Annotated in this window: 13 protein-coding genes; 6 read left to right on the plus strand and 7 right to left on the minus strand. The window is 73.9% G+C overall.

Annotated elements, in window-relative coordinates; translation table 11 throughout:
- The first annotated feature begins 116 nt into the window (after positions 1 to 116).
- Both ACQEU6_RS23380 and ACQEU6_RS23385 read left to right on the plus strand, forming a co-directional pair.
- On the plus strand, positions 117 to 890 hold the full coding sequence (locus tag ACQEU6_RS23380) for a hypothetical protein (protein ID WP_499334945.1): 774 nt from the start codon (positions 117 to 119) through the stop codon (positions 888 to 890).
- A gap of 192 nt (positions 891 to 1,082) precedes the next feature.
- Positions 1,083 to 2,072, plus strand: a complete 990-nt coding sequence (locus ACQEU6_RS23385) for a hypothetical protein (RefSeq protein ID WP_499334947.1) — start codon at positions 1,083 to 1,085, stop codon at positions 2,070 to 2,072.
- A 207-nt stretch (positions 2,073 to 2,279) separates the two neighbouring features.
- Here ACQEU6_RS23385 and ACQEU6_RS23390 read toward each other — a convergent pair whose 3' ends face one another.
- A complete protein-coding gene (locus ACQEU6_RS23390) occupies positions 2,280 to 2,951 on the minus strand; it encodes a winged helix-turn-helix domain-containing protein (RefSeq protein ID WP_476692268.1) in 672 nt (223 codons plus the stop codon).
- A gap of 5 nt (positions 2,952 to 2,956) precedes the next feature.
- Positions 2,957 to 4,156: a sensor histidine kinase gene (locus tag ACQEU6_RS23395; RefSeq protein WP_499334949.1), complete on the minus strand. Its 1,200-nt coding sequence runs from the start codon at positions 4,154 to 4,156 to the stop codon at positions 2,957 to 2,959.
- Positions 4,157 to 4,327: 171 nt separating this feature from the next.
- Between ACQEU6_RS23395 and phoU the strand changes: the two genes are divergently transcribed.
- Both phoU and ACQEU6_RS23405 read left to right on the plus strand, forming a co-directional pair.
- Positions 4,328 to 4,990, plus strand: a complete 663-nt coding sequence (phoU, locus tag ACQEU6_RS23400) for a phosphate signaling complex protein PhoU (RefSeq protein WP_179844304.1) — start codon at positions 4,328 to 4,330, stop codon at positions 4,988 to 4,990.
- A gap of 66 nt (positions 4,991 to 5,056) precedes the next feature.
- Complete coding sequence (locus tag ACQEU6_RS23405) at positions 5,057 to 6,151, plus strand: WD40/YVTN/BNR-like repeat-containing protein (RefSeq protein ID WP_499334952.1); 1,095 nt, start codon at positions 5,057 to 5,059, stop codon at positions 6,149 to 6,151.
- A 59-nt stretch (positions 6,152 to 6,210) separates the two neighbouring features.
- Here the strand turns inward: ACQEU6_RS23405 and ACQEU6_RS23410 are convergent, their stop codons facing one another.
- Positions 6,211 to 6,624, minus strand: coding sequence for a MarR family winged helix-turn-helix transcriptional regulator (locus ACQEU6_RS23410; protein WP_499334954.1), 414 nt, complete (start codon positions 6,622 to 6,624; stop codon positions 6,211 to 6,213).
- 80 nt (positions 6,625 to 6,704) lie between these two features.
- On the opposite strand from ACQEU6_RS23410, the gene ACQEU6_RS23415 reads away from it, so the two are divergent.
- Positions 6,705 to 7,865, plus strand: coding sequence for an MFS transporter (locus tag ACQEU6_RS23415; protein WP_499334956.1), 1,161 nt, complete (start codon positions 6,705 to 6,707; stop codon positions 7,863 to 7,865).
- A gap of 54 nt (positions 7,866 to 7,919) precedes the next feature.
- Here the strand turns inward: ACQEU6_RS23415 and ACQEU6_RS23420 are convergent, their stop codons facing one another.
- The 3 genes from ACQEU6_RS23420 to mshA are packed head-to-tail and all read right to left on the minus strand — an operon-like array spanning position 7,920 to position 10,628.
- Complete coding sequence (locus ACQEU6_RS23420; RefSeq protein ID WP_499334958.1) at positions 7,920 to 8,747, minus strand: phosphoglyceromutase; 828 nt, start codon at positions 8,745 to 8,747, stop codon at positions 7,920 to 7,922.
- Between the two features lie 29 nt (positions 8,748 to 8,776).
- Positions 8,777 to 9,268: a type III secretion system chaperone family protein gene (locus ACQEU6_RS23425; RefSeq protein ID WP_499334959.1), complete on the minus strand. Its 492-nt coding sequence runs from the start codon at positions 9,266 to 9,268 to the stop codon at positions 8,777 to 8,779.
- A 49-nt stretch (positions 9,269 to 9,317) separates the two neighbouring features.
- Entirely contained in the window at positions 9,318 to 10,628 is a 1,311-nt protein-coding gene (gene mshA / locus ACQEU6_RS23430; protein ID WP_499334961.1) for a D-inositol-3-phosphate glycosyltransferase, read from the minus strand.
- Between the two features lie 175 nt (positions 10,629 to 10,803).
- Between mshA and ACQEU6_RS23435 the strand changes: the two genes are divergently transcribed.
- The gene (locus ACQEU6_RS23435) at positions 10,804 to 11,562 is read left to right on the plus strand and encodes an SDR family NAD(P)-dependent oxidoreductase (RefSeq protein ID WP_499334963.1); all 759 of its coding nucleotides are present in this window, start codon (positions 10,804 to 10,806) and stop codon (positions 11,560 to 11,562) included.
- Between the two features lie 21 nt (positions 11,563 to 11,583).
- Here ACQEU6_RS23435 and ACQEU6_RS23440 read toward each other — a convergent pair whose 3' ends face one another.
- A complete protein-coding gene (locus tag ACQEU6_RS23440) occupies positions 11,584 to 12,405 on the minus strand; it encodes a class I SAM-dependent methyltransferase (RefSeq protein ID WP_499334965.1) in 822 nt (273 codons plus the stop codon).
- Between the last annotated feature and the right edge of the window lie 117 nt (positions 12,406 to 12,522).

The raw sequence follows: 12,522 nt of genomic DNA on the forward strand, positions 1-12,522 counted from the left end.
ACTGGGATGTGAGCGCCCTGGGCCGCGTGGGTACGAAGCGCCCGGAAGGGTCTTAATAGGACAAGGCGTGGGAACGCGCGTCCCGCGGGAACACCGATCGGCGAGGGAGGTGCCGCGTGAGGCCTGACGGCGGCGACCCGGAACCCGACGACTACGGGCTCCCCCGCGTCGACGTCGTCGTGCCCGACGACGCCCGCGAGCTGGAGCGGGACGTCGCCGCCTACCGCCGGGAGCGGCGCCGCAGACGGCGCAGGGCCCGCGCGCGGCGGCTGTACCGCCCCGTGACCCGCTTCGGGGTCGCCGTCCCGATCATCGCGGGGGCGCTGCTGGTCGCGCTGCTGAGCGGCGTCCTGATGACGGCGTTCGGTCCCCGTCCCGCGCCCCGGCCGACGAGCGCCCAGCTGGCCCCGCGCCCCACCGCGAGCCCCGGCAGGGTCGGCGGGCTGCTGCCCGACCGCCGGGTCGACCTCGTGACGGCGGGCCGCGCCTCCAAGCCGCTGCGGGACGTGCGCCCCGGCGTGATCGCCGTCGTCCCGCCCGGGTACCGGTGCGAGGGCCTGGTGGCCGAGCTGGCCGGACGGACGCAGGAGTACACCCTCACCTTCTGGCTCGTCGCCGACCCGCGCCCCGCAGGCGCCAGGAGGCCGATGCCGCTGAAGGACCTCAAGGCGTGCGCGGGCACCGCCCACAGCGGGACGCCGCAGGTGCTGGAGGACCGGGCCGGCGTCCTCGCCGGCGCCTACTCGCCCGCGCCCGGCACGCCCGGCCCGACGGGCACCGGCCTCACCGCCGTCTTCGTCCAGCCGGACGGCGTGGTCACCGAGGTCGTCCGCGCGCCCCGCCCCGGCCCCGAGCTCACCGGGAAGATCAAGAGCCTCGCCACCGGGTAGCGGCCCCCGCCGGGACCGCCCCGGCCGAGGCGCCGACCGGGCCCGCGACGGCGGCCTGTTCAGGCGTGTCGGCCACCCCGGGGAGGGGGTACCGGCAGGACCTCGCTACGCTTCCCCTGGCGTATCTCACGCCACCCTCACAATTTTCTGAAGCCACCTCTTCATCTGATATTTCGCGAGGAGACCGCCGCCGTGATCCGAAACAGCCGTCGAATGGTCGTGCTCGCCGTCGCGGGCGCCGTCGCCATCGCGCCGGTGGTCTCCGGCTGCGGCGCCGGCGAGGAGCCCCAGACCGCCGCCCCCACGCAGCTCACCGAGGGCGTCAACGTGTCGGTGCCGAAGGACAGGCCGGGGGCCGCGCAGATCGATCTTCGGCACATGTTCCTGCTGGGTCCGGAGGCGGGACGGCCGATCCCCGCGGGCACGTCCCTGGCCCTCTACGGCGTGATCATCAACCAGGTGAAGGGCCGGCAGGACCGCCTGGTCTCGGTCGGCTCCCCGGCGTTCGGCGGCGAGGCGAAGATCGCGGGCGGCGCGCTCACGCTGCCGCCCGCCGCCCAGGACGGGACGGGCAGCTTCACCAAGCTGCTCGGCAAGCCCGCGGCGACGCCCACCCCGCAGCAGCAGCAGGGCGGCAAGAAGAAGCAGCAGCAGCCGGGCACCGCGCCTTCCGGCCAGGCCGCGCCTTCCGGCCAGGCCACGCCTTCCGGCGCCGCCACCCCCGAGCCGACCGGCCACGGCGCGACGCCGAACGTGTCCGAGACCCCGACCTCGGAGAACACGACGGGCCCGCAGGGCGGCGTTCCGTCGGCCGCGCCGAGCACCGGCGGGGAGCAGCCGCTGGTCGTGCTGCCCCAGCTCGGCAAGGAGCTGCACGCGGGGAGCACGGTCCCGCTGACGATGCGGTTCGAGCGCGCCGGGTCCGTCGAGTTCCAGGTGCCCGTGGTGGCGCGGCAGGACGAGTTCGGCGGCTACCCGCTGCCCGTGTTCCCCGCCGCGCCGCAGACCCCGGGCGGCCAGACCCCGGGCGGCCAGACCCCGGGCGGGCAGACTCCGGGCGGGCAGACGCCCGGCCAGACCCCGGGCGGCGAGGCGAGCACGTCGCCGTCCCCCGGCGCCGAGCAGGGCGGCCCGGAGTCCTCGCAGTCCCCGGCCACCACGGAGACCCCGACCGCCGGCTGATCCCGCCGCCACCGTCCTCACGGCAAGAGTCGGCCCCCCGGTGAACACCGGGGGGCTGATCGTCAGAAGCCGGCACCGAAACGCGCCGGCCGTTCGGCCAGGGCGTGTTTCACAGTGGTCTCAGCCATGCGCGCGAACGCGTGACCTGCCCTGTCACGCAGCGAGCCGCCAGGCGAGCGAAGTGAGCCGGGACTGCGAAGACACAGCTCAGGGCTCGAACTTGTAGCCGAGGCCTCGGACGGTGACGATGTAGCGCGGGGTGGAGGGGACTTCCTCGACCTTGGCGCGGAGGCGCTTGATGTGGACGTCCAGGGTCTTGGTGTCGCCCACGTAGTCGGCGCCCCACACGCGGTCGATCAGCTGCATGCGGGTGAGGACGCGGCCGGCGTTGCGCAGCAGCACCTCCAGGAGCTCGAACTCCTTGAGCGGGAGCTGGACGGGCTCGCCGCCGACGCTGACCACGTGGCGTTCCACGTCCATCCGGACCGGGCCGGCCTCCAGCGTCGCGGGCGCGGGCTCCTCGACCTCGCCCTGGCGGCGCAGGACGGCCCGCATGCGGGCGATCAGCTCCCGGGTGGAGAACGGCTTGGTGACGTAGTCGTCGGCGCCGAGCTCCAGGCCGACGACCTTGTCGACCTCGCTGTCCTTGGCGGTCAGCATGATCACCGGGACGCTGGAGCGGGCGCGCAGCTCGCGGCACACCTCGGTGCCGGGCAGACCGGGCAGCATCAGGTCGAGGAGCACGAGGTCGGCACCGTTGCGCTCGAAGATGTCCAGCGCGTCGGGGCCGGTGGCGGCGACGGCCACCTCGAAGCCCTCCTTGCGCAGGTTGTACGAGAGGGCGTCGCTGAAGGACTCCTCGTCTTCCACGACGAGCACGCGGGTCACGGTGTTGCCTCCCGGGCGGTGTTCTCTGGGGCTGGGTCTGCGGCCGTCCGGCGGCGCGGCGTGTCGATCAGGGGGAGCCGGATCGTGAACGTCGACCCGTGCCCCTCCTTGCTCCACACCGTGACTTCGCCGCCGTGCTTGCTGGTGACGTGCTTGACGATGGCGAGGCCGAGGCCGGTGCCGCCGGTCTGGCGGGAGCGGGCGGGGTCGACCCGGTAGAACCGCTCGAAGATCCGCTCGATCTCCGCCTCCGGGATGCCGATGCCCTGGTCGGTCACGTTGATCTCGACGTGCGTCTCGTCGCACCGGCGGGTCGACACCACCACGCGGGTGTGCTCGGGGCTGTAGGCGACGGCGTTGTCGACGAGGTTGCGCAGCGCGGTGACCAGCAGCTCCTGGTCGGCGCGGACCCGCAGCCCGTCCTCGCCGCCGGCCGCGAGCTGGATGTCCTTGGCGACCGCCTTGATCTGGCAGCGGTCGAGCGCCTCGGCCATCACCTCGTCGAGGGTGATCGGGATGAGCTCGGGCAGCGGCTCGTCGCCCTGGACGCGCGACAGCGTCATCAGGTCCTGGACGAGGTTGTTCAGCCGCACCGACTCGTACTGCATCCGGCCGGCGAACCGGCGGACGGCCTCGGGGTCGTCGGCGGCGCCCTCGACGGTCTCGGCGAGCAGGGACAGCGCGCCCACGGGGGTCTTCAGCTCGTGGCTGACGTTCGCCACGAAGTCGCGGCGGATCGCCTCGGTGCGGCGCATGTCGGTGAGGTCCTCGGCGAGCACGAGGACGAGCCCGTGCGACCCGAGCGGCGCGACCCGCACCGCGAACCAGCGCCCGTCGGCCCGGCGGCGGCCGCCGACCGGGCCGATCTGGATCTCGATCTCGCGGATCTCCCCGTCGCGGCGGACGAGCCGGGTCATCGCGATCACCGCGTCCACCACCAGGTGGTCGCCGCTGACCAGGCCGTACGCCCGCGCCGCGGAACTGGCCCGCAGCACCCGGTCCTCGCCGTCCACCACCACGGCCGAGGACCGCAGGACGCTCAGGACCGAGGCGACGCCCGGTGGCAGGCTGCCCACCGGGTTCGTCGCAACCGCCGTCCGCTGGGCTCGCTCGCTCACCCGCACCGCCAATCCAGTCGCGAGCCCGATCGCGAGCCCGGCGAGCCCTGTCAGGCTCGCGACAATCTCGACCTCCACACCTCGGATCGTAAGCGGCGATCGGAGCGATGCTTCACCTCCGGGCTGGTCAGCGCCTTCTCGTTACCCGAAAGTTCACCTTTCCCTTCGGATGCGTTCACGCCCGTGGGGCAAAGTGTGGCGTGGGCGAGTCCGCCCTGCCCGCCCCCGTTCACATCGAAGGATGCTCAAGTGCGCGACGCCTACCACGAGGAACTCGACTCCCTCACCGACAGCCTGGTGGAGATGACCCGCCTCGTCCGGTCCGCGATGGCCCGCGCGGTGACCGCCCTCCTGGACGCCGACCTGCGGCTTTCGGAGGAGGTCATCAGCGGGGACGAGCACGTCAACAAGATCGACGCCGCCATCGAGGCGACGGTGTTCGACCTGATGGCCCGCCAGCAGCCGGTCGCCGGCGACCTGCGGACCCTGATCACCGCGCTGCGGATGAGCGGCGACCTGGAGCGCATGGGCGACCTCGCCGTGCACATCGCCAAGACGGCCCGGCGCCGCCACCCCGAGTCGGCCGTCCCGCCCGAGCTGCAGGCGATCGTCCTGGAGATGGGCCAGATCGCCGAGCGCATGATCGCCAAGACGGGCAGCGTGATCGCGTCCCAGGACGTCGAGATGGGCCTGGAGCTGGACGCCGACGACGACCAGATGGACCGGCTGCACCGCCGCCTGTTCGACATGCTGCTGTCGCCGAAGTGGCGGCACGGCGTCGAGCCGGCCGTCGACATCACGCTCGCCGGGCGCTACTTCGAGCGCTTCGCCGACCACGCCGTGCACGTCGCGGAGAACGTCGTCTACCTGGTGACCGGCCAGCGTCCCGAGGAGATCATCGACTCGGCCTGAACCGGCCGGCGCCGCGCGGGCCCCGGGGTCTGGACGGCTTGATCAACGTTCGTTAGCTTGCGCGTCATGAGACCGATGCGGGCGCTGGTCCGGGCGATCACGCTGGCCGGGGTGTGCGGAGCGGTGGCGGCGGCGTCCCTCGGGGCGCCGGGCGCCGCGCCGGCGCAGGCGGGGCCGGGGGCGCGCGGGCCCGCCTGGCGGCTCACCCCGACCGGCGGCGAGGCGCGCCTGCGCGGCCTGGCGGCGGTCGGCCGCGAGGTCGCCTGGCTGGCGGGCAGCGGCGGGACCGTGCTGCGGACGACCGACGGCGGCCGCACGTGGCGCGACGTCGCCCCGGCGGGAGCGCGGGGCCTGGAGTTCCGCGACGTCGAGGCGTTCGACGCGCGGCGGGCGGTCGTGCTGGCCATCGGCGAGGGCGACGCGTCCCGCGTCTACCGGACCTCGGACGGCGGCGCCACCTGGACGCTCGGCTTCGAGAACGACGATCCCAAGGCGTTCTACGACTGCGTCACGTTCTTCGACGCCCGGCACGGGCTCGCCGTCAGCGACCCCGTGGACGGCCGGTTCCGGATCATCTCCACCAGCGACGCGGGCCGCAGCTGGCGGGTGCTGCCGTCCGCGGGCATGCCCCCGGCGCTGGAGGGCGAGGCCGGGTTCGCCGCCAGCGGGCAGTGCCTGGTGAGCCACGGGCCGCGGGACGTGTGGCTGGCGACGGGCGGGGCGTCCCGCGCGCGTGTGTTCCACTCCGGGGACCGCGGGCTCACCTGGACCGTCGCCGACACGCCCCTGCCGTCCAGCCCGTCCCAGGGCGTGTTCGCGGTGGCGTTCCGCGACTCCCGGCACGGCGTCGCCGTCGGCGGCGACTACCGGCCGGGGCGGCCGTCCCCGGCGGCCGCGGCGACGACCTCCGACGGGGGCCGCACCTGGCGTCCGGCGCGCCGCCCGCCGGCCGAGTACCGGTCGGGGGCCGTGTGGCCGGCGCAGGCGGGCCCGGCCGCGCTGGCGGTGGGCCCCACGGGCAGCGACGGCACCCTCGACGGGGGCCGCACGTGGACCCGGTTCGACACCGGGAGCTTCGACACCGTCGACTGCGCGCCCGACGGCGGCTGCTGGGCGGCGGGCGAGAAGGGCCGCGCCGCCCGCCTCGCCTTCACCCGCTGAGGCGGGGCTCTCCACCGGCCCGCCCGCCGCTGGACGGACCTCCCCAGGGCGGGTTCTCGTCAGACGGGCTCGCCCAGAAGCGTCCTGAGGAGGTCGCGCAGCGACTCCTGTTCGGCCGGGGCGAGCGAGGTCAGCGGCGAGTCGGCGTCGAGGCGTTCGAGGACGTCGGCGCGGCAGCGTTCGCCGTCCGGGGTGAGGACGATCTGCTTCGCGCGGCGGTCGCCCGGATGGGGGCGGCGCTCGACGAGGCCCTGCCCTTCGAGCCGGTCGATGACGAAGGTCGCGTTCGACGCCTCGCAGGCCATGCGGTGGGAGAGCTCGCGGGCCGTGATCGGTTCCGACAGCTCGCGGAGCGCGACGACCTGGGCGGCGGTCATGCCGACCTGGTCGGCGACGCGGCGGGCGTGGACGTCGAGCCGCTGCGCGAACCGGTGGACCAGCTTGCACACGTCCCGCTCCATCTGCTCGCCCATGCCCCGAGTGTAGCGCGTGTGCTTCGAATCATGATATTGCTAACTCGGATCATCCGAGTTCGAAATAAATGGAGCGCCGCGTGCCCCCAGCCCTTCTCTCCCTCATGCTGGTCGTCTTCGGCCTGACCACCGGCGAGTTCGTCATCGCGGGCATCCTGCCGGACGTGGCGGCCGACCTCGGCGTCTCGGTGCCCGCCGCCGGGCGGCTGGTGAGCGCCTACGCGCTCGGCATGATCGTCGGTGGCCCGGTCGTCACCGTCCTGACGGCGCGGGTGCCGCGCAAGCCGCTCGTGACCGGCCTCATCGCCGTCTCGGTCCTCGGCAACCTCGGCTCCGCGCTGGCGCCGAACTACCCGGTGCTGCTCGCGGCCCGGTTCGCCGCGGGCCTGGTCGTGGCCACGTTCTTCGCGGTCGCCGTCGCCACCGCCGCGTCCACGGCCCCCGCGGGCAGGGAGTCCTCCACCATCGCGAAGGTGGCGCTCGGGCTGAACCTCGGCATCGTCCTCGGCGCCCCGCTGGGCACCCTGATCGGCCAGGGCCTCGGCTGGCGGGCGACCTTCGCCTCGATCGCCGTGCTCACCGCCGCGGCCCTGCTTATGGTGCTGCGGTTCGTCCCGGCCCTGCCCGCCGCCGCGACCGGTCCGCTCCGGGGCGAGCTCCGCGTGTTCGCGGGACGGGACGTGCGCCTGGCGATCGCCCTCACCGCCCTGGGCAACGTGGGCGTGGTGACCGTCTTCACCTACATCGCGCCGCTGCTCACCGAGGTCGGCGGGTTCACCGAGGACGCCGTCCCGGCGCTGCTCCTGGTGTACGGGGCGGGGGCGGTCGCCGGGAACTTCCTCGGCGGGCGGCTCTCGGACCGGGCGCTGATGCCGTCCCTGGCCTGGCTCCTCGGCGTGCTCGCTGGCGCCCTGGCGCTGTTCTGGGCGGTGAGCGGCGTCCGGCCGCTCGCCGCCGCGATGACCTTCGCGCTCGGCGTGCTGGCCTTCGCGATCATCCCGGGCATGCAGACCCGCGTCCTGACCGCGGCGGGCGCCGCCCCGACGCTGGCGGTGGCCGTCAACGCCTCCGGGTTCCAGGTCGCCGCCGCGTTCGCCGGCTGGCTCGGCGGGACGCTGATCGGCGGGCCGGGGCCGCGCTCGCTCTTCCCCGTCGCGGCCGTGCTCACCCTCGCCGGGCTGGCCGTCGCGGTGCGCATCCACCGCCGCGACCGCGATCGCGTTCCCGCGAGCGCCGGGTGACCGCACCCGTCGGGGTCCGGCATGCGAGGGGCCGCCGGGGCGGCCCCTCGGGGCTCACTTGCGCTTGCCGCGCCTGGTCTTGCGCTCCTCCTTCGGGGCGGGGCTCTTCGCGGCGGGCTTGGCCGCGCCTCCGCCCGGGCCGGCGCCCTGGTTCTTGACGGCCTCGATGGCGGCCTTGGCGGCGGCCGGGTCGAGGTACTCGCCGCCGCGCTTGAGCGGGGTGAAGTCGTCGTCGAGCTCGTAGACGAGCGGGATGCCGGTGGGGATGTTCAGGCCGACGATCTTCTCGTCGGAGATGTCGTCCAGGTGCTTGACCAGGGCGCGCAGGGAGTTGCCGTGCGCGGCGACCATGACGGTCCTGTTCGCGGCCAGGTCGGGGATGATCGAGTCGTACCAGTAGGGCAGCATGCGGTCGACGACGTCGGCGAGGCACTCCGAGCGCGGGATCAGCTCGGACGGCAGCTCGGCGTAGCGCAGGTCGTTGACCTGCGACAGGGGGTCGTCGTCCTTGATCGGCGGCGGCGGGGTGTCGTAGGAGCGGCGCCAGGTCGTGAACTGCTCCTCGCCGAACTCCTCGCGCGTCTGCGCCTTGTTCTTGCCCTGGAGCGCGCCGTAGTGGCGCTCGTTGAGGCGCCAGGAGCGCTTCACCGGGATCCAGAGCAGGTCGGCCACGTCCAGGGCGATGTTGGCGGTGCGGATGGCCCGCTTCAGCAGGGAGGTGTGCAGCACGTCGGGGGTGATGTCGGCGTCGAGCAGCAGGTCGCCGCCCTTGGTCGCCTCGCTCTCGCCCTTCGCGGAGAGGTCGACGTCCACCCAGCCGGTGAACAGCCCTTCCGCGTTCCAGACGCTTTCGCCATGCCGGAGCAATACCAGGGTCGCCATGGCACCAGAGCCTAGCGGCCCCGCACGGGTCACTCGCGGTTGGCCGGGTCCGCGAAGGAGGCGAAGGCCTGGAGGTTGGCGAGGCTCTCGCCGCGCTTGACGCGCCAGTCCCACTCGCGCTGGATGGACGACTTGAACCCGCGCTCCAGCGCCTTGTCGAAGTTCTCGTCGGAGTAGGTGAGGACGCAGCCGAGGAGCCGGTCGATCTCCTCCGGGGACACCGATTCGAGCGGGACCTTCCCGACGAGGTGGACGTCGCCGACGTCGTCGAGCGCGAAGGCGACCCCGTACATGCGGCCGTTCTTCTCCAGGAGGAACCGGTAGAACTCGGCGTGGTTCTCGTCGGGGCGGCGGCAGAAGAACGCCTCGACGTGCAGCGAGTGGTCGCCGGCGATGAGCCACGTCATGGTGGCGAGCTTGTGCTGCCCGGGGAGCTTGACGAAGAACGCGTCCTCGCGCGGCTCCTCGAACTCCAGCTCGTTGGACCTCAGCGTCTCGCGGATGGTCTCGGCGACGGTCATGTGCGCTCCCCCTCGGAGGGCGGCTCCCCCGGCCCCCGGTCGGCTTGGCTCAAACGGTGGCCCGCACGGCCGCGGCCGGCGCCGGCATGGCACCGGTATACACGTCGAGCAGCCGGTCGACGGTGGCATCCCAGCCGAAGTCGCGCGCGTGGCGGACGGCGCCGCGGGCGAGGCGGGCGTGCAGGCCGGGCTCGGCGTGCAGGCGCCGCAGGACGGCGGCGTAGTCGGCGGGGTCGTGGCCGGAGATCAGCACGCCGGACTCGTCGTCGGCCACGGCCGTGCACAGCCCGCCGACGCGGGACGCCACGACCGGCGTCCCGCAGGCCTGGGACTCGACGGCGACGAGCCCGAACGACTCGCTGTGGGACGGGACGACGGTGACGTCCGCGGCGCGGTACCAGTCGGCCAGCTCGTGCTGCGGCGACGGCGGCTCGAAGCGCATGACGTCGGAGATGCCGAGTTCGGCGGCGAGCAGTTGCAGGCCCGCCGGGCGGCACAGCCCCGAGCCGCTCGGGCCGCCGACGACGGCGACGACGAGCCGCGAGCGCAGCGCCGGGTCGTCGGCGAGCATGCGGGCCACGGCGCGCAGCAGCACGTCGGGGGCCTTCAGCGGCTGGATGCGGCCGACGAACAGCAGCACGTAGGCGTCGCGGGGCAGGCCGAGGCGGCGGCGGGCGGGCCCGGTCCGGTGCGGCAGGAGCCCGGCGCCGCGGGCGATGAGGGGCGACTCGGGGCGGAACAGCGACAGGTCGACGCCGGGGCTGACGGTCGCGACGCGGGAGGGGTCGGCGCGGTAGAGGTCGACGAGCTCCCCGGCCTCCTTGGCGGTGTTGGCGACGAGCTGGTCGGCCGAGGCCACGACCTGCTCCTCGCCGAGGACGCGCTCGTCCGGCTCGGGCTTGTCGTCGTCCGCGAGCGCCGCGTTCTTGACCTTGGCCATCGTGTGCATGGAGTGGACGAGCGGGACGCCCCACCGCTCCTTGGCCGCCCATCCCGCCTGGCCGGACAGCCAGTAGTGCGTGTGGAGGAGGTCGTAGTGGCCGGGGTCGTGGGCGGCCTCGGCGCGCAGCACGCCGGAGGTGAACCCGCACAGGTGGCGGGGCAGTTCGGTCTTGTCGAGCTCCTCGAACGGCCCGGCGACGACGTTGCGGACGAGGACGCCCGGCGCGAGCTCCACGGAGGGCGGAAGGGCCCGCGAGGTCGCGCGGGTGAAGATGTCCACCTCGACGCCCCTGGCGGCGAGCCGCTTGGCGACCTCGACGACGTAGACGTTCAGGCCGCCGGCGTCGCCGGTGCCCGGTTGGTCCAGAGGGGACGTATGTACACTCACTGTCGCAACCCGGCTGATATGACGTGACACCCGACACCACCTCCGACAGTGCAACCTATCGACCGGGTTCCGTGTTCCCTCGGCGAGGGCGGCAAGCACGACCGGCCCCCGCAGTGACGCACCTCACCCGCGGGCGACGCGCGGACAGGCCGGCGTTCTGGCTTACTCTGCCGATCCACGCTCACCCACCCGGAAGACTGGACGCATGCGCAAGACGGCGATTGTGACCGGAGCAAGCAGCGGCATCGGGGCGGCCACGGCGAGGCGCCTGGCGGCCGAGGGGTTCAACGTCGTGCTCGCCGCGCGGCGCCGGGACCGGCTCGACGCCCTCGCCCGCGAGATCGCGGAGAGCGTGCCGGGCGCGGGGAGGATCGCGCCGTTCACCCTGGACGTGACCTCGCAGGAGTCGGTGGACGCGCTCGCGGAGGCCGTCGGCGGCTGCCACGTCCTGGTCAACAACGCCGGCGGGGCGCTCGGCCTGGACAGCGTCGCGACCGCCGACCTGGACGACTGGCGGTCGATGTACGACAGCAACGTCATCGGCCTCGCCCGCGTCACCAAGGCGATCCTGCCGAAGCTCGTCGAGAGCGGCGCGGGCCACGTCGTCAACATCACCTCGCTGGCCGGGCACGTCCCCTACGAGGGCGGCGGCGGGTACAACGCGGCCAAGTACGCCGCCTACGCGGTCAACGAGGTGCTGCGCCTGGAACTGGTCGCCGAGCCCGTCCGGGTCACCGAGATCGCGCCGGGCCTGGTGAAGACCGAGGAGTTCTCGCTGGTGCGCTTCCGCGGGGACGAGGAGAAGGCGGCCAAGCCGTACGAGGGCGTCCCCGAGCCGCTGGTCGCCGACGACGTCGCCGACTGCGTCGCCTGGGCCGTCACCCGCCCGCCGCACGTCAACATCGACCGCATCGACGTCCAGCCGCGGGTCCAGGCGGCCCCGCACAAGCTCCACCGCGAGTAGGGCCCCACCGCGAGCAGGGCCTCACGGCGCGAGGGGCGCGACGGCGCTCCAGGGAAGCGTGACCTCGCCGAGGCGCCACCGGTTCCGGCCGCCGTACGGTGGCCGTGAGAGGACGGGGTGGCTCAGCGCCAGAAGGGACACGGCCTCGACCCAGCGCGCGCGGGGGCCGAACGCCGAGTGGGGCGCCGCCGTCGCCCAGCACCGGTCGAACGCGGTCAGGAACTCGTGGACGGGCTCGCCGGGCACGTTCCGGTGGATCAGCGTCTTGGGCAGCCGTTCGGCCAGCACGGACGGCCGTTCGAGCGAGCCCACGTGGGCAGCGAACGTGATGGTCCGAGGGCCGTCCTCGGTGAGCGTCACCCAGACGGCACGGCGCCCGATCTCGTCGCACGTCCCCTCGACCAGGACGCCCGAGGGGGCGAGGCGCGCGCGCAGGTCGTCCCACGCGCGCCACGCGGCCGTCTCGTCGTACTGCCGCAGGACGTTGAACGCCCGGACCAGGACCGGCGGCCGGGGCACCGGCAGTTCGAAGCCGCCGCGCCGGAACGACAGCCCTTCGTGGGGGCCGGTCGCTGCGGCGAAGGCGACCCCGGCGGCGACCCGGGCGGGCTCGATCTCGATGCCGACGACCTCCAGGCGGGGCGACACCGGGCGGAGCCGCGAGTACAGCTCGAAGGTGGTGACCGGGGACGCGCCGTAGCCGAGGTCGACGGCCAGCGGCCGCGCGCCGGAGCGCAGCGCGGCGGTCTGGGTGGCGGCGATCCAGCGGTCGATCCGGCGCAGCCGGTTGGGGGCGGTCGTGCCGCGGGTCACCTCCCCCCGCGGCCTGGGGACAGGGGGCACGGGGTAATTGTCGGGGGTCCCGCGCTATGCCTCGTACGTCAGCCGACTTCGTGAGATCTCACCCACTGAACCGCATTCGGTAAGTCATCGGTTACGGTGCTGCCGACGCCCCGTCCC

The organism is Spirillospora sp. CA-108201, assembly GCF_050936235.1.
GTDB lineage: Bacteria > Actinomycetota > Actinomycetes > Streptosporangiales > Streptosporangiaceae > Spirillospora.